This is a genomic window from Nannocystis pusilla (assembly GCF_020073745.1).
Taxonomy (GTDB): Bacteria; Myxococcota_A; Polyangia; order Nannocystales; family Nannocystaceae; genus Nannocystis; species Nannocystis radixulma.
Map to the genome: position 1 here is coordinate 740,195 of NZ_JAIRAU010000001.1, position 24,684 is coordinate 764,878.

Sequence of the window (24,684 nt, forward strand, 5' to 3'; positions counted from 1 at the left end):
GCACCCGGGCCGGGGCGGGAGAATTACGCGACGGTCAGGCGATCGGACGGGCTTCGGAAGGGCCGCCCGGCGAGGGATCGGCCGGGCTCCGGCGCCGGTCGCGGCCGAGGAGGACGAGGCCGGGGAGGGCCAGGGCGGCGGCGCCGACGAGGCCGAGCAGGTACATCAGGGCGCCGAAGCTGGCCCCAGGCCCGAGCAGATCGGCGGGGCCGACGAACAACTGCAGGGCCAGGGCGGCGCCGAACTGGAAGCTGCCGACCTGCGCCGGCCCGCCCGGCAGCTGGATGCTGAGGCCGACGACGGCGACGATCACGGCGGCCTCGCCAGGGCCGAGGTCGAGGCCGCAAGCCCGCAACACCAGCCACAACTGCAGGAGGGTGATCGCCCAGTAGAGGATCGAGGCCAGCGCGAGGGCGAGACCCCGGGCGCTGGTGAAGAGCGGGCGCAGGGCGGCCGCGAGGTGGAGCACGAACTCGCCGAGGCGCGCGCCGAGGAGCGGACGCACGAGGCCGCCGAGGCGCTCGTGGTGCCGCGGGGGGGTGAAGGCCAGGAACACGAGCGCGAGCAGCAGGCCGGCGAACACGGCGCCCGAGGCCAGACCGAAGCGCTCGACCGAACCCACGAGCGCGGCGAACTCGGGGCTGAAGGCGGTCGACAGGCCGAGGCCGAGGAACAACATGCCGACCACGAGCAGGCCGTCGAGCAGCCGCTCGGAGGCGATCGCGGCGACCGCCTCGGGCATGCCGAGCCCGGCGACGCCGGCGCGCGCGAGGATCAACGGCCGCGACAGCTCGCCGAGCCGCAACGGCAACAACAAGATGACGAGGAACGAGACCAGGCCGCTGCCGAGCAACAAGTCCCGAGAGACAGGTACGCTCGGCGGCAAGGCCCAGCGCAGCCGCGCGGCCCGCGTGAGGCTGTAGGGGACATGCAGCAGGACGGCGAGCGCGAGGAGGTCGGGGCGCGGGAGGTGCAAGACGTCGGGCCACAGCGGGACCCGCCGCGAGGCGAGCCACAACAGCACCACGGCGCCGACGCACGACGCGCCCCACAACACGGCGCGCCGTCGCGGAGGTGTGGGCCCGACCACGGCGCCACTCTACGGCGTCCGCCGCCCGCGGCGGAAGCGGCGGCCGCAGGAGGCGCCGTGAGGAGGGCCGCGACGCGAGCGCGGCGCGCGAGTGTGGACCGGCAACGCGCAGAGATCTCGCACCTGTCGCGCCGATCGGCGGGGGCGAAGGCGAGGAATCACCGCCGAGAGCTCGAAGGCGAGGAAATCAGTGCCCGGCGCTCGGGAGCGGACCTGTCGCTCGGGACACGAGCGCTCCTCGACCTCGAGGTTCATGTCGCCGACGACAGCATCCGCGCGCGGCCGGGGCGGTCGCGCGGAAGATGTCTTCAGAGACATGTCATGAGGGTCATTTGATCTTCAGGTCGATGCTCGGCTCGCCCTCTTCGTCCTTGCCGACGGCGGCGGCGACGGTCTGGCCGGGGCGGATCTCGCCGGCGAGGATCCGGGTGGCCAGCGGGTCGAGCAGGACGTTCTGCAGCAGGCGCTTGAGCGGGCGCGCGCCGTAGGTCGGGTCGTAGCCGCGGTCGGCGAGCTGGCGCTTGGCCTCGGGCGCGACCTCGAGGTGGATCTCGCGCTGGGCCAGGCGGTCCTCGATGCGGGCCAGCTGGATGTCGAGGATCCCCATCATGTCCTCGCGCTGGAGCGGCTTGAACGAGACGACGCCGTCGAGGCGGTTGAGGAACTCGGGCCGGAAGTGGCGCCGCAGCACCTGCTCGCGCGCCTGCTCGAGCGCCTTGCCGGTCAGCCCCTCGGCGGCGAGCTCGCTGCCGATGTTGCTGGTCATGAGGATGATGGTGTTGCGGAAGTCGACCACGTGGCCCTGGCTGTCGGTGAGGCGGCCGTCGTCGAGGACCTGCAGCAGGAGGTTGAAGACCTCGGGGTGGGCCTTCTCGATCTCGTCGAGCAGGACCACGCTGTAGGGCCGGCGGCGGATCGCCTCGGTCAGCTGGCCGCCCTCCTCGTGGCCGACGTAGCCGGGCGGCGAGCCGATCAGGCGCGAGACGGAGAACTTCTCCATGTACTCGCTCATGTCGATGCGCACGACGTGGCGCTCGTCGTCGAACAGGAACTCGGCGAGCGCCTTGGCCAGCTCGGTCTTGCCGACGCCGGTCGGGCCGAGGAACAGGAACGAGCCGATCGGGCGCGCCGGGTCGGACAGGCCGGCGCGGCTCTGGCGGACGGCCTGGGCCACGCGGTGGACGGCCTCGTGCTGGCCGACGACGCGGCGCTCGAGCACGGACTCCATGTCGACCAGCCGCTGGGCCTCGCTGGCGAGCATGCGACTGACGGGGATCCCGGTCCAGCGGCTGACGATGCCGGCGATGTCCTCGTCGGTGACGACCTCGCGGACGAACGCGTCCTTGCTCTTCGCCGCCTCCTCGAGCCTGGCGCGGGCGTCCTCGCGCTGCTTCTCGAGCGCGCGCAGGGTCCCGTAGGTGAGCTCGGCGACGCGGTTGTAGTCGCCGCCGCGCTGGGCCCTCGCGGCCTCGGCCTTGACGTTCTCGATCTGCTCGGAGAGCTCCTTGATTTCGCGCACGCGGTCGCGCTCGGCCTGCCAGCGCGAGCGCAGCCCGGCGACCTCCTCGCGCAGCGACGCCAGCTCGGCCTCGACCTCGCCGACGCGCTTCTTGACCTGCGGGCTCTTCTCCTCGCGCAGCAGCGCCTGCCGCTCGATCTCGAGGCGGGTGATCTTGCGCTCGCGCTCGTCGATCGGCAGCGGCACGCTCTCGACCTCCATCTTCAGCCGCGCCGCGGCCTCGTCGACGAGGTCGATCGCCTTGTCGGGGAGGAAGCGGTTCTGGATGTAGCGGTGGCTGAGCTTGGCCGCGGCGACGATCGCGGCGTCCTGGATGCGGATGCCGTGGTGGGCCTCGAACTTGTCGCGCAGGCCGCGGAGGATGGCGATGGTGTCGTCGACGCTGGGCTCGTCGATCATCACCGGCTGGAAGCGGCGCTCGAGCGCCTTGTCCTTCTCGATGTGCTTGCGGTACTCGTCGAGCGTGGTGGCGCCGATGCAGCGCAGCTCGCCGCGCGCGAGCGCCGGCTTGAGCATGTTTGCGGCGTCCTGAGCGCCCTCGGCCTTGCCGGCGCCGACGAGGGTGTGGAGCTCGTCGATGAAGAGGATGATGTTGCCGCCGGCGGCCGCGACCTCCTGCAGCACGGCCTTGAGGCGCTCCTCGAATTCGCCGCGGTACTTGGCGCCGGCGACGAGGGCGGCGAGGTCGAGCTGGAGGAGCTTCTTGTCCTTGAGGCTCTCGGGCACGTCGCCGGCGGTGATCCGCTGGGCGATGCCCTCGGCGATGGCGGTCTTGCCGACGCCGGGGTCGCCGATCAGCACCGGGTTGTTCTTGGTCCGGCGCGACAGCACCTGCAGCGCGCGCCGGATCTCCGCGTCGCGCCCGATCACCGGGTCGAGCTTGCCGGCGCGCGCGGCCGCGGTGAGGTCGCGGCAGTACTTCTGCAGCACCTCGTACTTCTGCTCGGGGTTCTCGTCCTGCACCGTCTGCGTGCCGCGGATCTCGGCCAGCGCCGACAGCAGCAGGTCGCGGCTGCCGCCGAGCTTGCCGAGCAGCTCGGCCGCGCGGATCTTCTGCTTGGCGGCCTTGTCGCTGAAGCAGGCGAGGATCAGATGCTCGGTGCTGACGAAGCGGTCGTGCAGCTGCTCGGCCTCGCCGGCGGCGAGGTCGAGGAGGGCGCGCAGCTCGTGCGAGGGCGGCGGCTGGTCGTTGCCCTGGACGCGCGGCTGACGGGCCAGCTCGCCCTGGATCGCGCGCAGGACCGCGGCGCCGTGGATGCCGGTGCGCTCGAGCAGGGGCAACGCGAGGCCGCCTTCCTGCTGCAGCGAGGCGAGGAGGAGGTGGAGGCTCGTGGTCTCGGGGTGGCCGAGCTCGCGGCTGATCGCCTGGGCGTGAGCGAGCGCCTGGCGGGTCTTGAGGGTCGCAGTTTCGGGGTTGAAGACGGCCATGGGGGTTCCTCGGGCGGGGCGTCGACAGGGACTCGGGGGTTGCGGCTAGCCTGGGCTCGCGTGTCAAAATGGCAACGCGACCGTCCGAGCGCGTGCGCGTCCCGGTTCCTCACGCGGCGGCCGCACTTGCGCGAGCGCCTGCCCGGGCGCAAGCTTTTGGGCTTTGCGCGCGCGGTGGCAGTTGCAGCCGGCGAGGTTCCCGGGCAGCTTGAAGCGAGCCATGGCCCGCGTTCCTGCCGCTGTCGATCCGTCCTTCGCCTTTGCCGCTGCGCTGGCGCTGTCGTGCGGCGCGCCCCCGCCGAAGGCCGATTCGCCGGCGCCGGAGGCCGCGTCCGCGTCCGCGCCGGCGCCGGCCCACGGCGCCGCGGCGGAGAGCCCGCCATCGGCCGCCGGTCCGGGGGTGCAGAGCGACGGCGAGATCGTGTCGGCGGTGAAGTGGATCGAGGGCGACCTCGAGGCGGCGCTCGCAGCGGCGAAGGCCGAGAGCAAGCTGGTGTTCGTCGACGTCGGCGCGTACTGGTGCCCGCCGTGCCGCGAGCTCGAGGAGAAGGTGTTCACGCGGGCCGACGTCGGCGAGGTGCTGACGAGCAAGTACGTGGCGCTGCACGTCGACGCCGAGAAGGGCGAGGGGCCCGAGCTGGTCGCTCGCTACAAGGTGCAGGCCTATCCGACGCTGCTGGTGCTCGACGCCGGCGGCGTGGAGAAGGGCCGCCTCGTCGACGCGATGGAGCCGACGGCCTTGCTCGCCGCGCTCGAGAAGATCGCCGCCGGCGGCGACGTGCTCGCCGAGCTCGAGCACAAGGTCCAGGCCGCGCCCGACGACCTGGAGGCGCGCTACGAGCTGGCGGTCGCGTACGCGCTGGCGGCCCGGCGCGCCCAGGCCGACGCGGAGTTCGAGCGCGTGATCGCGGGCGACCCCGACAACGCCAGGGGCCTCGCGGCCAGGGCGATGTCCGACCGCGCGGCCTTCCTGGTCGCCAAGATCGACGGCGACTCCGAGCGGGCGGTCGCGCTCTACAAGGAGCTGCAGGCCAAGTTCCCCGCGGCGAAGGAGAGCGTGCGGGCCTACCGGGCGATCGGCCGCGAGCTGCACAAGCTCGGGCGCGACGCCGAGGCGGTCGCCAGCCTCGAGGCGATGGTCGCGACCGACCCGAGCAACAGCGACCTCAAGAGCTCGTTCGGGTGGTTCGCGTTCCGCGAGCGCTGCGGGCAGGCGTCGGCGCTCAAGGAGGTCGACGCCGCGATCGCGCGGGCGGGCGACGACGCCGAGCTCTACTATTTGCGGGCCGAGCTGCAGCACCAGCTCGGGCGCGGCGCCGAGGCGCTCGCGGCGATCCGCGAGGCCGCCCGGCTCGAGCCGGAGTCGGCGTTCTACAAGCGCCAGGTGCGGCGCTTCACCGAGCTGTCTGGAGGGACATGATGGTGTCGACCACCGGCCTCGTCGCGCTCGCGACCGCGCTCGCGCTGGCGGCGCCCCCACCGCCGCCGAGCGATCCCGAGGCGCTCGGCGGTTACTACGCCTTCGGCGAGAACCGCGAACGCGAACCGGTCGACGGCCACGAGAAGGTCGTCACCGGCTCGATCATCCTCCCGCTGGGCCTGCTGCGCACCGGCTTCGGCGCGGCGATGTACGTGATGGCCATGCCGCAGTACTGCAACCGCGTCTACGGCTCGAACGCGAGCGACCAGACCTGCCGCGGTTTGCAGGTCTACGGGCTCGTGGGCGTGGGCATGGGCGGGCTGATGGCCGTCACCGGCGCGGTATTTCTCGCGTGGGGTCTGACCCAGCGGTCGCGGCATCACCGGTGGATGCGGGAGCACGGCCTCGCGGTCGCGCCGATGATGTCCCGAGAGGTGCGCGGCCTGTCGTTCGGCTTCCGCTTTTGAGGCCGCTCGGCGTGCGACGGGCTGCGCGGCCGAGTGTCGCGTCCGCGTCACGCCAGCGGCGCGCGCGTGAATCAGCAGCTACTTCGGGTTTGAAGGCGCCCGTGATCGGGGTCGGGCCGACGTTCGCGGGCCGCGCCGCGCAGATCTGCTCCTCGCAGGAAAGCTGCGAGGAATCGGCGTGATCGGTATAGTGGCCGGCACGGACGCCCGGACACGGCCCGTGCTTCGGTGTCCAACTCGACGGGCCCCCGTCCTCGACTCTCATTCACCCAACTCTCCAAGGAACCTTCCGCTTATGAAGCGCGCGTTGTTTTCTAGCCTCGTAGCTGTCGGCCTGGTCGGCTGCGGCGACGACGGCAAGCAAGTGGACACCACCGGCAGCAGCAACACGATGACGGGCATCCTGACGCTGCCGGGGACCTCGACCGAACCGACGTCGACCAGCAGCGCCACCGAGCCGACGACCACCGAGACGGTGCCCACCGGCACGCAGGGGCAGACCTCCGATACGGCGACCGCCGGCACCACGTTCGACCCGAACGACTGCGGCGAGGCCGTCATCGACATCCCGATCGTCACCCCGAACGTCATGCTCGTGCTCGACAAGTCGGGCTCGATGGTCACCGCCGACAAGGGGTACTGGGACCACGACGGCGACGACGCCAACAACGACATGATCAAGGACGACGACCCGAACATGATGGAGCCGGCCACGCCGCGCATCACGCGGTGGAAGTCGCTCTACAGCGTCGTCGACTTCATCACCAGCACGTTCGAGAACTCGATGAACCTCGGCGCGGTGCTGTTCCCGTCGAAGATGGCCGCCTCGGCCTACAACGCGACGGCCTGCCCGGTGAACATGACGCCCGAGGTGGAGATCGCGCCGATGAACGGCCAGGCGATCCTCAACGCCATCCCCGGCGCCGACGAGACCGACATGACGATCAAGGGCGGCACGCCGGCGACCAAGGGCGTCAAGGCGGCGCTCGCCGAGCTCGGGACCATCCAGGACGGCCAGCCGCAGTTCATCATCCTCGTCACCGACGGCGCGGCCAACTGTGCCGAGGACGCGGCCAACAACGCCGAGCTGTTCGAGCAGTACGACGAGAACCTGGCCGCGGTGGTCGGTGACGCGTTCGCGAACCTCAACATCCCGACCTACGTCGTCGGCATCGCCATCAAGGACGAGACGAGCCCGATGACGAACGACGGCAACCCGGACAACACCAACACGTTCCAGCGGCTCAACGAGCTCGCCGACACCGGCGGCCGTCCGCGCGCCGGCGACGTCAAGTTCTACGACACGCAGAACCAGGTCGAGCTGCAGATGGCGCTCGAGGAGATCTCGATGCAGATCCTGAGCTGCTCGATCGCCCTCGACCCGGTGCCGAAGTACCCCGACTACGTCGAGGTCAGCGTCAACGGCATGGCCTACGGCAACACGCAGGTCACCACCTGCGACGGCAGCGAGGACGGCTGGATGTTCACGTCGCCGGACATGAACGAGATCATCCTGTGCGGCAAGGCCTGCTCCGACTTCCAGATGAGCGGCGTCCTCGACGCGCAGTACCGCTGCCCGAACTCGGGCTAGCGTGAAGCCCCGGCGGCGCCCGCCGGGTCTCAAGAGTCACCGACCGTGGGGTCGCTGTAACAGCGGTCCCGCGGTTCTCTCGCTTTCTCTCTCACGGCACCGGGTTGAACTGCGCGCAGGCCGAGACGATGTCGTCGAGCACGCCGCTGAAGGTGGCGGCGAGGTCGCCCTGGCAGATGTCGTGGAACAGGCCGCGCTCGCGGAAGCCGCGGGTGATCGAGATGATGCGGCGGCCGGGCGCGGCGTCGCCGTAGACGCCCTGGCACACGGTCTCGGGCATCTCGAACACGCCCTGGCCGCCGGCGATGGCGAGCACCACGAGGCGGTCGAGGTCGCCGCCGACGGCGTCGACGATCCGCCGGCGGATCGCCACCGAGGGGGTGAGGACGAAGTCGTAGGTGTCCTCGTCGGTGAGGATGACGACGAACAGCAGCGAGTCGTCGCGCAGGAACCCGGCGTTGGCGGGGTCGTGCAGCGCCTCGGCGAGGTTGTAGTAGGTGACCTCCTCGGTGCCGCTGCGGGTGGCCGCGACGCACGCGAAGTCGTCGGCGAAGGTCGGCGAGGGGCCGACCAGCCAGCGCTGCCCGGGCGGCAGGCCGCAGTCGGTCTCCGGGCTCTCCGGCATCAGCGGGAAGTCGCTGTGCGTGTGCATCGCCGTGTAGCCCTGCTCGCTCGAGACGACGCCGACGTGGAAGTCCTCGACGTCGGTGAGCTCCTGCAGCAGCGCGTCGGTGAACTCGGCGAACACCGGCGGCATGCCGTTCGTGCCGCGCAGGGCGCTCTGCTCCTCGTCCATGCTGCCCGAGCCGTCGATGGCGAACAGCACGTCGATGCGCTCGCACCCGCTCGGCTCGACCTCCGGCGGCGGCTCCTCGTAGTCGAAGTCCTCGCAGGTCCGGACCGCCAGCGGGGCGAAGTCGGCCAGCGCGGCGGCGTAGCCGGTGGACGAGGCCTCGTAGTGGCGGCTGTTGGCGCTGACCGCCAGCGAGAACATGTTGAGCTCGTCGCCGCCGTCGCCGAACGTGAACGCCGCGACGCGCCGGCGGTCGCCCTCGCCGACCAGCCGCAGGTAGGCCTCCGAGGCCTGCCCGGGCTGGGCGTACATGTTGGCCTGCTTGTCGTCGCTGGCGGCCACCAGCATGGCGATGCCGGTGGCGCCGGGCGCCGGCCAGTCGCTGCGCTCGAGCACCGGGAACAGCAGGCCCGAGAACATGTAGTTGCCGACGTCGAAGTCGCTCTCGTAGACGTCGAACGCGTCGAGCGTGCAGTCCAGCGCCTCGGCCGCCCCCGGCGCGACCTCGCCGCCCGCGCCGTAGACGAGGATCGGGTCGTCCGCGGCGTTGCCGAGCGGCAGCAGGCAGTCGGTCGTGACCATGAACTCGGTGCCGACGTTCGGCAAGATCCGCACCGTCGCGCCTGTCTCTTCGACCAGCTTGCTGAAGTACCCGCGGAGCGCCTGCTTGTTGGCGGGGTCGTAGATCTTGACGCTCGGGTGGAGCACCAGCGAGACGTCGATCTGCGCGCAGAAGGTCGGCGCCGGCGGGCCGTCGGTGTCGGTCTCGGAGGGCGGCGGACCGGTGGTCGGCGTCGGCCCCCCGGTGGTCGCGGCCGTGAGGTCGATCCCGGTGGTGCCGGTGGCCGCGGTGCCGTCGCCGGTCGCGGCGCCGTCGTCGCCGCAGGCGGACAGCAGCACGGCGAGCGATACGGACAGCCAGGGGCGCGCGCGCGGCATCGTCACCCCGAGCAATAGGCGATGTCGCGCGCCCTGTCGAGCGCGTGCTAGCGTTCGCCGATGTCCGCCGCGTCCTCGCCGGCCCTCGACCCCCTGCGCAGCCGACTCATCGAGCGCCTGCCGAAGGCCGAACTGCACCTGCACCTGGAGGGCTCGGTCGAGCCGGAGCTGGCGCTGGCGCTCGCGCGCAAGCACGGCAAGTCGCTGCCCGGCGATGCCGACGGCGTCGAGGGGCTGCGCCGCAGCTACGTGTTCAAGGACTTCGGCGAGTTCGTGCGCATGTACCTCGCCATCTCGGCCTGCCTCACCGAGGCCGACGACTTCGCGGCGATCGTCGTCGACCTCGCGCGCAAGCTCGCGGCCGAGAACGTGCGCCACGCCGAGGTCACGTTCACGCCGATGACCCACGTCAATCGCGGCGTCGCCGGCGACACGCTGCTCGCCGGGCTCGCCGAGGGCCGCGCGCGCGCCCGGGCCGAGCACGGCGTCGAGCTGGCGTGGGTGTTCGACATCGTCCGCCACCGCTTCGCCGAGGGCGCGCCGACGCTGGCGCTGGCGCTCGAGGGCCGCGAGGTCGGCGTGATCGGCCTCGGCTTCGCCGGGCCCGAGTCGCCCGAGTGGCCGACCGCGCCGTACGCCCCGCTGTTCGCACGGGCCCGCGCCGAGGGCCTGCGCTCGCTGCCCCACGCGGGCGAGATGGACGGCCCCGAGAGCGTGTGGAACGCCCTGCGCGAGCTCGGCGCCGACCGCATCGGCCACGGGGTCCGCTGCCTCGCCGACCCGGCGCTGGTCGAGCACCTGCGCGAGCGCCAGATCCCGCTCGAGGTGTGCCCGACGAGCAACCTCGGCATCGGCCTGTTCCCCGCGCTCGCCGAGCACCCGTTGCCGCGATTGCTGGCAGCCGGCCTGGCGGTGTCGCTCGCCAGCGACGACCCGCCGATGTTCGCCACCTCGATCAACGAAGAGTACCGCCGCTGTGCCGCGGCGTTCGCCTGGGACGCGGAGCAAATCGCCGCGCTGGCCCGCAACAGCGTGCTGCACAGCTTCATGCCCGAGGCGGCGAAGGTGCGGCTGCTGGCCGAACAGGCGGCGGTGCTCGCCGAACTGCATACATAGGTCGTCTCCGGCCAATGTGAGCAGGCGCTGCTGCGCGGTCTCGTTCGGCGTCCGGCGGCCCGGGCGCCGGGATCGCTGCATTCGATTGGTGGTGGTGCGGAACGCTGATTCGGTTATCCTCCCGCGCCCGGCAGCGATGCCAGGAGGAAGTATCAGCGACGACGTCACCGACCCCGCGCCCGAGACGGTCTCGGTCGAGATCCCGCGGATCGAGCGGGTCCACGATCTGCTCGCCTCGATCTCCCTCGACGAGTTCGACCCCGCCGTCGACCTGCTGCCGATCGAGCGCACCGACCGCTTCGCCGCGCTCGAGGAGGCCGTCAACCTGTTCGCGCGTCAGCTCGACCTCACGGTCCGCGACCACCGCGGCACGATCCGCGAGCTCGAGGCGTCGCGCGCCGAGCTCGTCGAGCAGCTGAACACCATCGAGGAGCAGCGCGCGGCCATCCGCACGCTGTCGACGCCCGTGGTCGAGCTGTGGGACGACGTGCTGGCGCTGCCGATCGTCGGGCTGGTCGACGCCCGCCGCGCCGACGACATGATCGGCGAGCTGCTGCAGCGGGTCACGCAGACGCGCGCCCGCTGCGTCATCATCGACGTCACCGGCGTCGAGCTGGTCGACACCGCGACCGCGGGTCACTTCCTGCGCCTGGTCGCGACCACGCGGCTGGTCGGCACCTTCTGCGTCATCACCGGCATCAGCCCCCGGATCGCCGCGGCGATGACCGAGCTCGGCGTCGACATGGCCGGCACGCCGACCCTCGCCACCCTGAAGGACGGCCTCAAGGCCTGCTTCGCCCACCTCGGCCGCGGCGCGGCCGCCACGAAAGCGACATGACCACGTACCAACCGCTGGTCCCCGGCATCACCGTCTACGGTCAGACGACCAGCGTGTTCGTCGATGTCCTCAAGTCGTTCGCGGTGCTGCAGCAGGCGATGCTCGAGGCGCTCGGCGTCCGCGAGGTCGAGCCCGACAAGTGGTACCCGCAGGAGGGCATCCTGCGGGCCTACCAGAAGGTCGACCTGATGCTCGGCGCTCGCGGCCTCGAGCGCTTCGGCCGTCAGGTGCCGCCGTTCGTGGTGTTCCCGCCCGGGATCGACGACGCGCACGTGGTGCTCGAGAACTTCGACGTGATCTACCACCTCAACCACCGCCGCGACGGCGAGGTCATGTTCGATCTCGCCACCCGCGAGATGACCGAGGGCATCGGCCACTACCACTACGAGCGCGTCGGCGAGCGCGAGGCCCTGGTCCGCTGCGACAACCCCTACCCGTGCCGCTTCGACATGGGCCTGGCCCACGGCTTCGCCGCCCGCTTCGCCCCCGACGTCGCCGTGACCCACGAGCCCGGCGAGTGCCGCTCGAAGGGCGGCGCGGCGTGCCTGTACCGCGTCCGCTGGTGAGCGGCGGCGCCGCCGCGGTAAGCTGCGGCGAAGATGCGACGCCCCGCCCCCCGCTGGTTCGCCCCGCTGCTCGCCGCCCCGCTGTTCGCCGGGTGCGGCGACGAGGCCGGTAACAAGTCTGAAAAGACAGGTCCGAACGAGCAGGTCGAAACGGGGCCCAGGGCCCGCGTCGAGGTCGCGGCGGATCCGGTGCCGGCCCTGCGCGCCGGCACCAGCGCGCCCGCCGAGCACGCCGAGCTGAAGGCCGCGCTGACGGCCTACCGCGTCGAGGGCGAGGCCGAGTACCTCGAGGTGAAGATCGGCGTCGCCGGCGACGACCTCTCGCTCGACTGGGACCGCCTCCACATCGAGCTCGAGGACGCGAAGCCGGGCGCGGTCGGGGTGATGGCGACCGCCACGGGGGCGAGCGAGGTGGTGCTGCAGATCCGGCGACCGAAGTCGCCGGCGCCGCCGGAGGCGCTGCGCGGGGCGCTGTACGCCCGTCGCTGGGAGGCGGGCCGCATCGGGTGGGTCCGCGTGCCGTTCGCGGCCCTCGGCGCGCCCGCGGTCGCCGCCGACGCCGGCCTGCAGGCGCGCTGGGCCGAGGCGCTGGCGCAGGTGCTCGGCGACCCGTGGAACGAGCCGCACCCGTGGAAGCAGTTCGCGGCGGGGCGGATCTTGACATGGCTCAAGGGACAGCCCGGAGCGAAGTCGCTGGCCGGCGCCGACCTGCTGCGCAACCGCCCGGCGCGGACCGACCTGACGCAGCTGATGGACACGACCACCGGGGTGCTGTCGATGCAGGAGGCGCTGCAGCACGACCGCGGCCTGCGCCTGCCGCGGGCCGAGGGCCCGCGCGCGGTGGCGATCGCCGACTGCAAGCCGCCACCGCTGGCCGCCCACCCGTTCGCGGCGATGCAGGCGGCGCTGCCGAACCCAGGCGGGGGCGCGGCCGAGCCGCTGGCCGCGGCGACGCCGGCGGAGTTCTGGTACGCCCGCGTCGACGACGTGCGCCTGCTGCTGCGCCTGCTCGACGAGGCCGACGCCTGGATCACGCCGGTGGTGCAGGTGTTGCAGCAGAGCGCGGAGGACCGCGGCCTGACGGCCCGCTACCAGCGCCAGCTCGGGCTGCGCCGCAGCGACCTGACCAGGCTGTTCGGCCACACGGTGGTCGGCGAGGTGGCGGTCGTCGGCAGCGACCCGTACCTGCGCGAAGGGACAGACGTGACCCTGATCTTCGCGCTCAAGCAGCCGGAGGTGTTCGACGCCGAGCTCGCGCGCCAGCTCGAGGGCTACCGCGGCGAGATCGCCGGCGTCGAGACGACGATCGTGACGCTCGCCGGCGTGCCGGTCCAGCGCGCCGCCGACCCGAGCGGGCAGATCCGCCAGTACCGCGCCCGCGTCGGCGAGCTGGCGTTCGTGTCCAACAGCCCGGGCGCGCTCGCTCGCGTGCTCGCGGCCGCTCAGGGCCAGGCGCCGCGGCTCGCGGATCAACCTGACCTGAAGTACATGCTGGCGCGCGATCCCGGCACCCACCAGGCGCTGGCGTTCCTCAGCGACAGGTTCATCGCCGCGGTCGTCGGCCCGCAGCAGAAGATCCTCGCCGCCCGCCGCCAGGAGGCGCTCGCCGAGCTGCTGGTGCCCGGCTACGCGGCGCTGCTGTACGGCTGGCTGTTCGGACATGCTCCGAAGGACACACAAGAACTGACGGCGGCCGGCCTGCTGGCGCCGGACGAGCTGAAGCACGCCGACGGGGCGGCGATCGCGTTCGCGCCGGGGCAGGCGGCCCGCTCGGCGTGGGGCTCGCCCGACGCGCTCACGCCGCTGATCGATCTGCCGCCGCTCGAGAAGGTCAGCGCGGCCGAGCGCGACGCGTACGACAACTTCGCCCGCGGCTATCAGAACTACTGGCAGCAGTTCATCGACCCGGTGGCGATCCGCCTCGACGTCCGCGACGAGGGGGCCCGCGCGGCGGTCGACGTCGACGTGCGCGTGCTGCCGCTGATCTCCGCCACCGACTACAGCGAGATCGAGGCCGTGGTCGGCAAGACGCGCGTGGCGGTGGCCGCCGCCGAGGACCACGGGCTGTCGGCGGTGTGGGCCGTCGGCGCCGACAGCGGGCTGCGGCGCGACCTCGACCAACTGATGCGCACGCTGACCGGCAAGGGCGACGTCGGCCTCGGCTGGCTCGGCGACTGGGTGATGCTCGGCGTCGACGACCGCGCCGGCCTGGTCGGCCTGCTGTCGCAGTGGGACGACACCGCCCAGCTGCCGCCGAAGCGCGAGCGCGAGGCGCTGCAGGACCTCGAGCTGTGGCGGCAAGTCGGCAAGTTCCCGGTCTACGCGGTCGCCGAGGTGAAGAACCCGACGACGCTGGTGGCCACGCTGGCGGCGCTGAGGACGACGGTCGAGTCGGTCGCGCCGGGCATGGTCCAGTGGGGCGAGGTGGCCCGCCACCGCGACCTGCCGATCGTGCGCGTCGGCGTCAGCCCGGGCGCGCCGCTCCTGCCCGACAAGGCGATCGCCGACGCGTTCGGGATCCACTACGTGCAGACGGGCGCGGCGATCGTGGTCGGCCTCGACCGCCCGACGATCACCCGCGTGATCGACGACCTCCTCGACGGCCGCCTGCCGAAGGTCGGCGCGGCGAACGATCCGCAATTCACGGTGCAGATGCGGACCGCCCGCTATGCCCCGCTGTGGACCGCGCTGCTGTGGATGCTGCAGGGGCAGGCCAACACCGCGGCGAAGTCGGCGCTGCGCTCGGCGGAGATCTTGCTCCGCGGCGACCCGCAGACGACGGCGAGCGACGGCGGCCTGGCGCGCCTGGGGCTGGCGTACTTCGGCTTCGCGCCGCTCGACTCCCTCGGCGCGTCGTACTTCGTGCTCCGCCCCGAGGGCGCCGCCGATCCGCTGCAGGGCTCGGCGATCGCGCCGACGTTCCCGATGCTGCCGATCCCCGACTCGCCGATCGGGCGGTTGATGGAGCGCCTCACGGCGATCCGCGGCGAGGTGTCGTTCGACGAGGAGCCCGAGGCGGCCGGCCCCGACGCTCGCTCGCTGCACACGAAGTTCTCGATCCACCTCGGCCCGCAGAAGCCCTGACCGTCGGCCTGCTTTTGCGCTCGCGCGCGGGCGCGGGCTCGGCCATCCTCGCGGGCGTGTCACGTCGCACCGTCCTGCTCTCGCGCGTCGGGCTCGCTGCCGCGGCGCTGTTCCTCGGCGCGCTGGTCTTCGAGTGGAAGCTCGCCGGTCTCTTGCTCAAGCCGATCCCGGTGCTGTGCGTGCTGGCCTGGATGTGGCCGGTCAAGGGCGCCGATGCGCGACGGATCCGCCTCGGTCTCATGCTCTCGGTGCTCGGCGACGTCCTGCTCGCCGAGGCGATCGACCTGTTCATCGCCGGCCTGGCCGCGTTCCTGCTGGCGCACATCGCCTATGTGGCGGCCTACGTCGGCCGCACGCGGGCGCTGCACCTGATGCGGCTGGCGCCGGTGGCCGCGTTCGGGTACTTCACGTTCGGCTGGCTGGCGCCGAACCTCGGTGAGATGCGCGGGCCGGTGCTGGCCTACGTGATCGTGATCTGCGCGATGATGTGGCGCGCGGCGGCCCAGATCGGCGAACGCCCCGGCTCCGAGGGCCGCGCGTGGGCGGGCCTCGCCGGGGCGATCGCGTTCGCGCTGAGCGACACGCTGATCGCCGTCAACCGCTTCATCGCCTGGTCGCTCGGGGTGGAGCTGCTGCTCATGGTGCTCTACTGGGCGGCGCAGGTGCTGATCGCGGCCTCGACCGACCGCGAGACCTGAGCTCGTGGAGCCACGCGTCGGCGCCGACGAGCGCGCTGCTGGCGGTCGACGGCTCGTGGGAAGGGGGGCCCGCGGTCGGTGACGAGGGCGCGATCGTGCGGATGGAGCTGGTCGAGCTCGGGTGCAGGAAGGGGCCGCCGGCGCCGTAGCGACGGGCGTGGCGAGCGAAGATGTCCTGGTGGTGCACGGCGCCGCCGTCACCACGGCCGCCACCATCGTGAACAATATGTCCATTCGGACATGTCGTGATGGCGGTCGACAGGCGCCGTGTCTCGCGTCGCGCCGCCATGACATGTTCTTATGGACATGTCATGACGGCGGCCGGTCGTCAGCGCGGGGCGAGGTGGTGCCCGACGGCGGCGTTGAGCCAGTACCACTCCTCGCTCTGCCCGCCGCGCGGCGGCTCGCCCTTGAGGACGGCGACGAGCTCCCAGTAGCGGCTGGCGCGCGGGTCGTGGTTCTGCGACTTCTCGTGCCAGGTGCGGCGGAACTCGGCGTCGGCGGCCTTGCCCTGGGCGGCGGCGAGGCCCGTGATCATGCGCTCGACGACCTCGCGGGCGGCGTCGTCGGTCGGCGCCACGCCGCGCTCGATGAGCGCGCGCGCGGCGGCGTTGGCCTCCTGGCTGACCCGCTGGTGGGCGGCGACGTCGAAGTTGCCGTTCCACGTCTCGGCCGCGGCGGCGCGCATCCTGGCGATGAAGTCCTCGTCCTGGACGATCTCCGCCAGCTCGATCCACGCGTCGAGCTGCTCGGGCGACGGCTCGTCGGGCAGCTTCGGGGTGCTCGCGGCCATCATCTGCCGCTTCCAGCCGTCGTCGATCGGCACGCCCTCGGACACGCGCTCGTAGAAGCGCTCGATGACGGCCTTGCGTTCTTCTGTGGTCAATCGGGTCACGGTACACAACCTCCTGATGTCGGCTTCGCTCGGCTCGGAGCGGAGCGCGGCGCGCAGGGCGGCGGCGACGTGCTGCAACGAGACGATGTGCGTCTCGACGGCGCGCAGCCGCAGACGCAAGGCCTCGGCCAGCGTCATGTCGCGGGCGAAGATCGCCTTGATCGCGGCGATCCCCAGCCCGGCCTCGCGCAGGGTGCGGATCAGATCGAGCCGCACCGCCGCATCCTCGGCGTAGACGCGGTAGCCGCTGCGGGTCCGCCCGGCGGGCGGCAACAGCCCCTCGTCGGAGTAGAACCGCAGCGTCTTCACCGGCACGCCCGACCGACGCGCCAGGGCGCCGATCGTGATCCGCTCGCTCACCATGGCGTCACCTTGAGGTCTCCCGTAACTGGAGAGTCAAGCACGGATCGCCGCGGCGGTGAACAATCATCGTGCGCGCGTGGGGCGCGTGGTGGCCGCGAACGGCAGGCCGTGCAGCGGAGCACGGGCGCGGCGAGCGGACGCGCGAGCGACATGTACTTCGAGACAGCTCGGATCGGGTCAGGAGTCGCGCGGGGCAGTCGTGTGAGATGTTCGAAGGGGCAGGTCGCCGGGTGGCCGTGAGGACATGGCGAAAAGGACAGGTCGAGAGCGAGCGGTCGAGCAGGAGGGAGCTGGTCGAGGAGACAGGGGCGCGGCGCGGGCGGCTCCCAGGCGCGCCTGCGGCGCTCGCGAGCGCGCCGCTTTCGTCGGGGACGCGGAGGTCGTATCGTCGCGGGGTTGATCGAGGCGGCGCGACGCGGTGGACGCACGACGGGCGCAGTGTTCGTGGCCGGGCTGCTCGCTTGCGGCTCGCCCGCGAGCGAGGGGGCCGCGACGACCCACCGCGAGGTGGAGCCGCCGAAGGTCGCGACGACTCGCGAGGCGACGACGGCAGCGGCGCCGGCGACGAGCGCCGAGTCGGAGGCGAGCGCGCCGCCGCGTCCGCCGCTGGGCGTCGGTCCGCTGCATCACCAGGAGCCGACGCCGTGGCCGGATCCGCCGCGCTGGCTGGCGGTCGGCGGCGGTGCGACGCCCGAGTTCAACCAGGTGTCGATCGAGCAGGACTTGCTGCTGGCGCAGGAGGTCTTCGGGGACGGTGGGGCGCTGCTGTTCGCCGGCGGGCCCGGCAGCCACGGGGTGCAGGTCGAGGACGCGGTGCCGCGCGGCGACCCGCTGGTGGCGACGCTGGCCGAGCTGTTCGCGCCGCGCGGGGGACGAACGGCGACGTACCGGCCGACGCTGACGAACCCGAGCAGCTCGGCGACCCGCGGCGGCGTGCTCGAGGCGGTGAAGCTGGCGGTGGCCGAGCCGGGGCCGCCGTTGTTGGTGTACCTGGCGGGCCACGGCGAGCGCGGCGATCCGCCCCGCGACGGCGGTCTGAGCTTGTGGGGCCAGACGACGCTGCGGGTGGCGGAGCTGGCGGAGGTGCTCGACGCCGGGCGGCGCCCGGCGCAGGTCGTGGCGACGAGCTGCTTCTCGGGCGCGTTCGCGGAGCTGGTGTTCGCGCGCGCCGACAGCGAGGCCGGACCGGCGAAGCCGCTGCGCTGCGGGCTGTTCGCGGCGACGGCCGAGCGCGAGGCGTCGGGCTGCGATCCGAACCCCGACCGCGCGGCGCAGGAGGGCTACTCGCTGCACTTTTTAAATGCGCTGCGAGGTCGCGGCCGCGGGGGCGAGGCGCTGCCGACAGCCGAGCTCGACCTCGACGGCGACGGGCAGATCTCGCTGCTCGAGGCGCACGCTCGGGCGCGGATCGCCGGCGAGGGGATCGACGTGCCGACGACGACGTCGGAGCGGTGGCTCCGCGCGACGGCGCCGCGCCGCGGGAATTCGCGGACGGCGGCGCTGCCCGAGGAGGACGCGGTGATCGCCAGGTTGTCGGCGGCGCTCGGCTACGTCGGACGCGAGGGCGAGGTCGAGAGTGACTTTGATAATGTCCTAAAGGACATGTCCGAAGCGTACGCGCGCCTCGACGCGGCGAGCGGGCGCGAGGACACGGCGTATCGCGCGGCCGCGGCCGAGCTGCTGGCGCGCTTCCCGGTGCTCGACGATCCGTGGCACCCGGACTTCGCGCCGACGCTCGCGGCGCATCGCGTGGACATCGCGGATCTCCTGGCCGACAGCGTGCAGTACGCCGAGTTCCGCGCGGCCCAGGCCGAGGTCGCGACGGCGCAAGCCGAGGTCGCGGAGCTGCTGGCGCGCAGCGCGAAGCTCGAGCGGCTGGTCCGGGCGCGCGAGAACCGGACGCTCGCCGGGCGGCTCAAGGCCCGCGGCGGGGCGGCCTGGGCCAGGTTCGAGGCGCTGCTGGCGTGCGAGCGCGGACGGCCGTAGCAGGTGGTTTATAAAACATGTCGTTCAGGACATGTCGAAAACAGCAGGCATGAACCACGCGCGCGATCACGGGCGCAGCGGGGCCGGGTCGGCGATCGTGATCGTGCGGTGGATCTCCTCGCTGACCAGGCCGAGCGCCATCGGGCGGCGGACGGCGGGGAGGACGGCGACGTCGTAGAGCTCCTCGACCGCGCCGTCGAGGCGGAGCCAGTGGGCGACCTCGCCGGTGCGGGTGTCGACGACGACGAGGCCGCAGCGGGGCTCGGCGCCGCGGGCGGCGAGGTTCTGCTCGAGCGCGAGGCCGGCGAAGGTGCGGCTGCCGCGGGGCTTGGACAGGCCGACGATCGCGTAGGGGCCGGCGAAGCAGAGGCCGCGGGCGTAGCCGGGGCAGAAGCAGACCGGCTCGAAGCGGCCCGAGACCGGGTCGACCTTGCCGAGGAAGCCGGTGCCGGCCTCGAGCAGCCACAGCGCGCCGGCGTGGAGGCGCGGCGAGTGGGGCATCGACAGGCCCTCGGCGACGATCGCGTCGGTGCGGACGTCGATGACGACGCCGCCGCCGCGCCGGTGGTCGCGCCAGCCGTCGGCGACGTCGCTGCGGGCGACGGCGGTGACGAAGGCGGGGCTGCCGTCGTGCATGGCGAGGCCGTTGAGGTGGCAGCGGTCCTCGGCGGCCAGGCGCGAGACGAACGGCGGGCGCCACAGCGGGGCGAAGCTGGCGCGCGGGGCGAGGGTGGCGAGGCAGCTGAACAGGGTGTTGACGAACACGGGGCGCCCGGCGCGGTCGATCGCGAGGTCGTGGACGTCGAGGTCGCCGGTGGTGTGGGCGACGCGCGGGACGTACATGCGGTCGTAGCCCTCATGGACATGTCCCGAAGGCAAGGCGTTGTCGAGGCGCCACAGTTGAAAGAGGGTGGCCAGCCAGACCGACTCGCCGTCGACGCACAGGCCCATGCAGCGGGCGAAGGTGCGCTCGAACAGCGACAGCCGGCCGCCGTCGCCGCTGCCGAGGAGGAACAGCTTGCCGGCCTGGTAGGTGGTGAACGCGAGGCTCACGCCGAGCTCGGCGAGCAGGGCGGGGAAGTGGCGCGAGGACAGGACCTCGAGGCGTTCGGCCATGCGCGGACGATAGCAGGTGGTCGGCTGGCGGCCGGGACGCGGAGGAGGCCGCGCGCGGTGGCGGGCGCACCTGCGCGACGACGGCGATCCTCGGTGGCCGGGCCGCGGGGGCGGAATTGTCATGACTTTCGGTCCGAAAGCGCCTGTGATACTGTGGCGCGATGTCGCGCGCTTCCGCGTCGGGCCTCGTCCTCGTCCTCGCTCTCGGCGGCTGCACCGCGCCCGGCCTCGACCACGTCAGCACCTACGGGTACGAGCACGACGGCAACGGTCCGTCGACGACGACCGAGGGCAGTTCGTCGACGACCGGTGAGGGCGAGGAGGGGTCGAGCTCGAGCGGCGACGAGGAGGGCAGCTCGGGAGGGGCCGATGGCTCGTCGACGTCGGATGGTTCGACGGCGACGTCGGACGCTTCGACGTCGACCACGGCGGATACGACGGGCGCGGCGGCCGTGTGCGGCGACTCGATCGTCGACGCGGACGAGGAGTGCGACGACGGCAACGACGTCGCCGACGACGGCTGTCACGCCTGCGCGCGCGACCGGCTGGTGTTCGCGTCCAGCCAGGTGTTCACCCCCGACCTGATCCTCGGGCTCGCCGGGGCCGACAGTCTGTGTCGCCAGCTGGCCCTTCAGTCAGGTCACCCGCGCTGGACGACCTTCGTCGCCTGGATGTCCGACTCGCAGACCAGCGCGATCGACCGCGTGACGCCGGCGCCCGGCCGCTACGTCCGCCCCGACGGGGTGATGGTCGCGGAGAACTTCGCGCGGTTCCTGTCGGGCTCGATCGCCGCGCCCATCAACATCGACGAGTTCGGCGAGGTCGTGCTCGGCAGCGCGTGGACCGGCACCCGGCCCGACGGCGCCGCGGCGGTGGGGCACACGTTCTGCGACGACTGGACGAATTCGTATTACCTCGAGGAGGAGGGCCCCGCGGGCGCGGTCAAGCAGACCGACGAGCGGTGGACGCTCTTACCCAACGCCGAGAGCTGCGCCGAGGACAACCACCTCTATTGCTTCGAGGGAGCGTGAGACATGGGCAGCGCGAGACGGATCTGCGCGGGTGTCTTCGTGCTGGCGCAGGCGACGTGCGTCGAGCCGCAGGCACCCGGAGCGAGCACGGCCACGACCTCGACCGGAGAGCCGGCGACGACCGAGGCGCCGCCCGACGAGCCTGACACGACGTCGACCACGGACGTCGTCGAGCCCACGACCACGACCACGACGACCTCCGGTGACGTGCCGACGACGGGCGCGCCGGGGCCGATGTGCGGCGACGGAGTGATCGACCCCGGCGAGACGTGCGACCTCGGGGCCGACAACTCGAACAACGGGGCGTGCACGATGATGTGTCACCCGGCGGTGTGCGGCGACGGGCTGTTGTGGATCGGCGAGGAGGCGTGCGACTTCGGCCCGGGCAACGTCGGCAGCTACGGCGGCTGCACGCCGGAGTGCGAGCTCGCCCCGTACTGCGGCGACGGCGACGTCGACGCCGGCCACGAGGAGTGCGACCTCGCGGCGCTGAACGGCACGGGCATGAGCCTCGGCGAGGACGCGGCTTGTAGCGCCTTTTGCGGCTGGGTCGGCCGGATCGGGTTCGTGACGAGCGCGGTCTTCGACGGCGCGCTCGGCGGGCTGTCCGGCGCCGATCTGCAGTGCATCAACCTCGCCGAGGCGGCGGGCCTTGCCAACGCGGATACGTTCCGGGCCTGGTTGAGCGACGGGGTCGACTCGCCGCTGACCCGCTTCGAGCAGATCGAGCTCGCGGGCGTGCCATACGTGCTGCTCAGCGGCCGGGTGATCGCCGACGACTTTGCCGAGCTGGTGACCGACGGGCCGCGCACGGGGATCTCGATGACCGAGCTCGGCACGTCGATCTTCCAGAAGTTGGTGTGGACCAACACCGACCCGTTCGGCGAGGTGTTCAGCGCCAGCGAGCACTGCTCAGGGTGGACGGTCGCCGACCCGGGGGCCAGTGTGCGCATCGGCATGAATGCTCCATCAGTGGAGGCCGGGCCAGAGTGGGACGCGTGGCAGCAGCAGCGGCACTGGACCAGCGCGCTGCAGTCGACATGTCACAAGCCGCGGCGGCTGTACTGCTTCGAGGACGGCTGGCGCGAGGATTGAGACAGGTCAGAGCGCGACCTGGGCCTCGACGGCGGCGGCGACGCGGAGGGTGAAGACGGGGCTCTGGTAGACGCGGTAGCCGCCCTGGAGGCCGCCGTCGACGAAGCCGGCGCCGGCGAGGTCGGCGACGAGGACGCCGCCTGCGCCGTCGACGGTGACGGTGTGTGTCCGCGGGGACATGGCCCGAAGGTCACGCCACTCGAGCGTGAGGGTGTTGTCGGCGCCGAGGTCGACGACCTCGATGTCGACGAGGTCGAGGTCGGAGCGGGCGGTGAGGTCGAGGTGCTGGGCCTGGCCGGTGAGGCGGAGGGTGTCGACGCCGGTGCCGCCGTCGACGCGGACGAAGCTCGGCGCGGCGCAGCGGACCTCGTCGTCGCCGGCGCCGGCGTAGACGACGTCGGCGCCGTCGACGGTGACGACGTCGTTGCCGCGGCCGGCGATCAACGACTCGCCCATGGCGGTGCCGGGGATGTTGTCCGCACCTGACCCGTAGGACATGTAGGAGGCGCCGCTGAAGTTGCCGCCGAACACGACGTAGCTGCGGCCGGCGTCGTCGCCCTTGCCGTCGTTGCCGCGGGCGCCGACGATCACGTCGGCGTGGCCGTCGCCGTTGACGTCGCCGGCGGGGGCGACGGCGAAGCCGCAGTAGTCCTCCATGGCCTCGCCGCTGACGGCGAAGCCGCCGTCGCCGTTGGCGATCCACGCGAGCGAGACAGTGGTGGCGTCGGGGCCGCCGAACACGACGTGGCCGGCCCCGGAGTCGCCGCCGTGCGGGTTGGCGCCGGGCGAACCGACGAACACGTCGTCGTAGCCGTCGCCGTCGACGTCGCCGGCGCGCTCGACCGAGGTGCCGGCGTAGTCGCGGCCCTGCACGCCGTTGAGGGTGAAGCCGGTGGGGGTCTGGGCCAGCTGCTTGAGCGGGCCGGAGGCGAGGTCGGGGCCGCCGAAGACGACGTAGGCGCGGCCGGAGTCCTCGGAGGGAGCGTCGGCCAGCGGGGCGCCGACGATGATGTCGGTGAAGCCGTCGCCGTCGACGTCGCCGGCGCCCGCGACCGCGAAGCCGGCGCGGTCGTAGGCCGCGGCGCCGTCGAAGCTGCGCCCACCGACGTCGGCGGCGACGTCGGCGAGCAGCACCGGGACGGCGTCGGTCTTGCCGAACACGACGTAGGCCCGCCCGGCGCTGTCGCCCGCGGTGTCGTGGCCGTAGGCGCCGACGATGATGTCCGAAAGGCCATCTCCGTCGACGTCGCCGGCGCCGCCGACGGCGAAGCCGGCGAAGTCGAGCGCCGCCTCGCCGTGGACGGCGAAGCCGTTGCCGAGGCCGGCGTCGAGGTCGGCCAGCAGGGTGGGCGCGCCGGCGCCGTGGCCGAACACGACGTAGGCCGCGCCCGAGAAGGTGCCGCCCGGGTCGGCGCCGTAGGCCCCGACGACCACGTCGGCGAGGCCGTCGCCGTTGACGTCGCCGGCCGCGGCGACGCTGCGCCCGGCCCCGTCGCCGGCCTTCGCGCCGTGGATCGCAAACCCGCCCGTGCCCGCGGCGACCGCCTCGAGATAGACGGGGTCGGTGTCGCCCTTGCCGAACACGACGTAGGCCGCGCCCGAGGACGGGCCGTTCGGCGTGGCCTTCGGCGCGCCGATGACGAGGTCGCCGAGGCCGTCGCCGTCGATGTCGCCGGTGCCGGCGATCGTGGTGCCGGCGAATTCGCCGGGCAGCTGGCCGTAGATGATGAAGCCGCGGTGCTGCTCCTCGATCTTGCTCAGCGCGATCGCCTCGCCGCCGACCTGGCCGTGGACGACGTAGATCCGCCCGGTGTTGCCGTCGGCGTTGCGGGCCGCGACGACGAGGTCGCCGAGGCCGTCGCCGTCGAGGTCGCCGACCGAGTGCACGCTGCGCCCGGAGTAGTGGCCCGGCGCCTGGCCGTCGATGACGAAGCCGCCGTGGCCGTCGCCGACGTACTCGAGGTCGATCGCGGTCGGCCGCACGTCGATGCGCGCGGGGGCCTGAGCGAAGCCGTCCTTGCCGTCCCAGATCTTGTAGACGAACGTGTCGCTGCCCCACAGCTCGGGCGGCGGCTGGTAGGTGAAGGAGCCGTCGGCGAGGGCGGTGTTCTTGGCGCCGCCGGGGGTGATCGGGTCGGCGGCGATGAGGCTCAGCGGGTCGCCGTCGTTGTCGTAGTCGTTCTCGAGCAGCCCCTCGGCGGCGCCGACGGCGAGCGCCTGCTTGGACTTGGTGACGTAGTAGTCGACGAGCGCGACCGGCGGCGTGTTGCCGGGCTCGACGCCGGTGGTGGCGGTCTCGGTGGTGGCGGTGCCGGTGGTCGGCGGCTCGCCGGTGGTCGGGACCGGGTCGGTGGTCGGCGCAGGACCGGTGCCGGTGGTGCCGACGCCGGTGGTCGGGGTCTCGGTGTCGCTCTCGCCGCTGGTGTCCGTGGTCCCGCCGGTGCTGGTCTGCATGCCGGCGGTCGCCTGCGTGGTGGTGTCGTCGTCGGTGCACCCGACCGGAACGGCGAGCGAGAGCGCCGCGAAGGCGCGGCGGAGCGGCAAGCGCAGCATGGTGACGACCACCTTATCGGACCCGGCACGCCGGCGCACGCGCGGAATCGATCCGCTCGCCCGGACGCGGTTCGGCGGCCCGCGAAGGCCGTGGCC

General features: G+C 72.6%; 17 protein-coding genes. 11 read left to right on the forward strand and 6 right to left on the reverse strand.

Going from position 1 to position 24,684, the window contains the following annotated elements:
• Nucleotides 1-34: 34 nt before the first annotated feature.
• On the reverse strand, nt 35-1,090 hold the full coding sequence (locus K7C98_RS02910; protein WP_224189947.1) for a lysylphosphatidylglycerol synthase domain-containing protein: 1,056 nt from the start codon (nt 1,088-1,090) through the stop codon (nt 35-37).
• Nucleotides 1,091-1,418: 328 nt separating this feature from the next.
• On the reverse strand, nt 1,419-4,037 hold the full coding sequence (clpB, locus tag K7C98_RS02915; protein WP_224189948.1) for an ATP-dependent chaperone ClpB: 2,619 nt from the start codon (nt 4,035-4,037) through the stop codon (nt 1,419-1,421).
• A gap of 220 nt (nt 4,038-4,257) precedes the next feature.
• Here clpB and K7C98_RS02920 point away from each other — a divergent pair, with 220 nt between their 5' ends.
• From K7C98_RS02920 to K7C98_RS02930, 3 genes are all read left to right on the forward strand, one after another.
• Nucleotides 4,258-5,457 (forward strand): thioredoxin family protein, encoded by a 1,200-nt coding sequence (locus tag K7C98_RS02920; RefSeq protein WP_224189949.1) that lies wholly within the window; start codon nt 4,258-4,260, stop codon nt 5,455-5,457.
• The gene (locus K7C98_RS02925) at nt 5,454-5,924 is read left to right on the forward strand and encodes a hypothetical protein (protein ID WP_224189950.1); all 471 of its coding nucleotides are present in this window, start codon (nt 5,454-5,456) and stop codon (nt 5,922-5,924) included. Before K7C98_RS02920 ends, K7C98_RS02925 begins: the two co-directional genes overlap by 4 nt.
• A gap of 295 nt (nt 5,925-6,219) precedes the next feature.
• Nucleotides 6,220-7,515 carry a VWA domain-containing protein gene (locus K7C98_RS02930; RefSeq protein ID WP_224189951.1) on the forward strand — a complete coding sequence of 432 codons (1,296 nt, stop codon included), beginning with the start codon at nt 6,220-6,222 and terminating at the stop codon, nt 7,513-7,515.
• Between the two features lie 91 nt (nt 7,516-7,606).
• Here K7C98_RS02930 and K7C98_RS02935 read toward each other — a convergent pair whose 3' ends face one another.
• Entirely contained in the window at nt 7,607-9,247 is a 1,641-nt protein-coding gene (locus tag K7C98_RS02935) for a hypothetical protein (protein ID WP_224189952.1), read from the reverse strand.
• 60 nt (nt 9,248-9,307) lie between these two features.
• Here K7C98_RS02935 and add point away from each other — a divergent pair, with 60 nt between their 5' ends.
• The 5 genes from add to K7C98_RS02960 all read left to right on the forward strand — a co-directional run bounded on the left by add (nt 9,308) and on the right by K7C98_RS02960 (nt 15,549).
• Nucleotides 9,308-10,363 (forward strand): adenosine deaminase, encoded by a 1,056-nt coding sequence (gene add / locus K7C98_RS02940; RefSeq protein WP_224189953.1) that lies wholly within the window; start codon nt 9,308-9,310, stop codon nt 10,361-10,363.
• Between the two features lie 136 nt (nt 10,364-10,499).
• On the forward strand, nt 10,500-11,201 hold the full coding sequence (locus K7C98_RS02945) for an STAS domain-containing protein (RefSeq protein WP_224189954.1): 702 nt from the start codon (nt 10,500-10,502) through the stop codon (nt 11,199-11,201).
• On the forward strand, nt 11,198-11,767 hold the full coding sequence (locus K7C98_RS02950) for a hypothetical protein (RefSeq protein ID WP_224189955.1): 570 nt from the start codon (nt 11,198-11,200) through the stop codon (nt 11,765-11,767). Before K7C98_RS02945 ends, K7C98_RS02950 begins: the two co-directional genes overlap by 4 nt.
• Nucleotides 11,768-11,800: 33 nt before the next feature.
• Nucleotides 11,801-14,851 (forward strand): hypothetical protein, encoded by a 3,051-nt coding sequence (locus K7C98_RS02955; protein ID WP_224189956.1) that lies wholly within the window; start codon nt 11,801-11,803, stop codon nt 14,849-14,851.
• Nucleotides 14,852-14,907: 56 nt separating this feature from the next.
• A complete protein-coding gene (locus K7C98_RS02960) occupies nt 14,908-15,549 on the forward strand; it encodes a lysoplasmalogenase (RefSeq protein ID WP_224189957.1) in 642 nt (213 codons plus the stop codon).
• A 328-nt stretch (nt 15,550-15,877) separates the two neighbouring features.
• Here the strand turns inward: K7C98_RS02960 and K7C98_RS02965 are convergent, their stop codons facing one another.
• The gene (locus K7C98_RS02965; protein ID WP_224189958.1) at nt 15,878-16,807 is read right to left on the reverse strand and encodes a MerR family transcriptional regulator; all 930 of its coding nucleotides are present in this window, start codon (nt 16,805-16,807) and stop codon (nt 15,878-15,880) included.
• A 444-nt stretch (nt 16,808-17,251) separates the two neighbouring features.
• Here K7C98_RS02965 and K7C98_RS02970 point away from each other — a divergent pair, with 444 nt between their 5' ends.
• Nucleotides 17,252-18,793, forward strand: coding sequence for a hypothetical protein (locus K7C98_RS02970; protein ID WP_224189959.1), 1,542 nt, complete (start codon nt 17,252-17,254; stop codon nt 18,791-18,793).
• Between the two features lie 66 nt (nt 18,794-18,859).
• Here K7C98_RS02970 and K7C98_RS02975 read toward each other — a convergent pair whose 3' ends face one another.
• Nucleotides 18,860-19,909 carry a TIGR03032 family protein gene (locus tag K7C98_RS02975; RefSeq protein WP_224189960.1) on the reverse strand — a complete coding sequence of 350 codons (1,050 nt, stop codon included), beginning with the start codon at nt 19,907-19,909 and terminating at the stop codon, nt 18,860-18,862.
• Nucleotides 19,910-20,070: 161 nt separating this feature from the next.
• Between K7C98_RS02975 and K7C98_RS02980 the strand changes: the two genes are divergently transcribed.
• Both K7C98_RS02980 and K7C98_RS02985 read left to right on the forward strand, forming a co-directional pair.
• On the forward strand, nt 20,071-20,940 hold the full coding sequence (locus K7C98_RS02980) for a DUF4215 domain-containing protein (RefSeq protein WP_224189961.1): 870 nt from the start codon (nt 20,071-20,073) through the stop codon (nt 20,938-20,940).
• Nucleotides 20,941-20,943: 3 nt separating this feature from the next.
• On the forward strand, nt 20,944-22,035 hold the full coding sequence (locus tag K7C98_RS02985) for a hypothetical protein (RefSeq protein WP_224189962.1): 1,092 nt from the start codon (nt 20,944-20,946) through the stop codon (nt 22,033-22,035).
• A gap of 6 nt (nt 22,036-22,041) precedes the next feature.
• Here the strand turns inward: K7C98_RS02985 and K7C98_RS02990 are convergent, their stop codons facing one another.
• Entirely contained in the window at nt 22,042-24,588 is a 2,547-nt protein-coding gene (locus tag K7C98_RS02990) for an Ig-like domain-containing protein (RefSeq protein ID WP_224189963.1), read from the reverse strand.
• Nucleotides 24,589-24,684 lie beyond the last annotated feature (96 nt).

Excerpts from the sequence above, each read along its gene's own strand:
- clpB (WP_224189948.1), bottom strand. The coding sequence starts at position 4,037 with ATGGCCGTCTTCAACCCCGAAACTGCGACCCTCAAGACCCGCCAGGCG.
- K7C98_RS02920 (WP_224189949.1), top strand. The coding sequence starts at position 4,258 with ATGGCCCGCGTTCCTGCCGCTGTCGATCCGTCCTTCGCCTTTGCCGCT.
- K7C98_RS02925 (WP_224189950.1), top strand. The coding sequence starts at position 5,454 with ATGATGGTGTCGACCACCGGCCTCGTCGCGCTCGCGACCGCGCTCGCG.
- K7C98_RS02930 (WP_224189951.1), top strand. The coding sequence starts at position 6,220 with ATGAAGCGCGCGTTGTTTTCTAGCCTCGTAGCTGTCGGCCTGGTCGGC.
- K7C98_RS02935 (WP_224189952.1), bottom strand. The coding sequence starts at position 9,247 with ATGCCGCGCGCGCGCCCCTGGCTGTCCGTATCGCTCGCCGTGCTGCTG.
- add (WP_224189953.1), top strand. The coding sequence starts at position 9,308 with ATGTCCGCCGCGTCCTCGCCGGCCCTCGACCCCCTGCGCAGCCGACTC.
- K7C98_RS02945 (WP_224189954.1), top strand. The coding sequence starts at position 10,500 with ATGCCAGGAGGAAGTATCAGCGACGACGTCACCGACCCCGCGCCCGAG.
- K7C98_RS02950 (WP_224189955.1), top strand. The coding sequence starts at position 11,198 with ATGACCACGTACCAACCGCTGGTCCCCGGCATCACCGTCTACGGTCAG.
- K7C98_RS02955 (WP_224189956.1), top strand. The coding sequence starts at position 11,801 with ATGCGACGCCCCGCCCCCCGCTGGTTCGCCCCGCTGCTCGCCGCCCCG.
- K7C98_RS02965 (WP_224189958.1), bottom strand. The coding sequence starts at position 16,807 with ATGGTGAGCGAGCGGATCACGATCGGCGCCCTGGCGCGTCGGTCGGGC.
- K7C98_RS02975 (WP_224189960.1), bottom strand. The coding sequence starts at position 19,909 with ATGGCCGAACGCCTCGAGGTCCTGTCCTCGCGCCACTTCCCCGCCCTG.
- K7C98_RS02980 (WP_224189961.1), top strand. The coding sequence starts at position 20,071 with ATGTCGCGCGCTTCCGCGTCGGGCCTCGTCCTCGTCCTCGCTCTCGGC.
- K7C98_RS02985 (WP_224189962.1), top strand. The coding sequence starts at position 20,944 with ATGGGCAGCGCGAGACGGATCTGCGCGGGTGTCTTCGTGCTGGCGCAG.
- K7C98_RS02990 (WP_224189963.1), bottom strand. The coding sequence starts at position 24,588 with ATGCTGCGCTTGCCGCTCCGCCGCGCCTTCGCGGCGCTCTCGCTCGCC.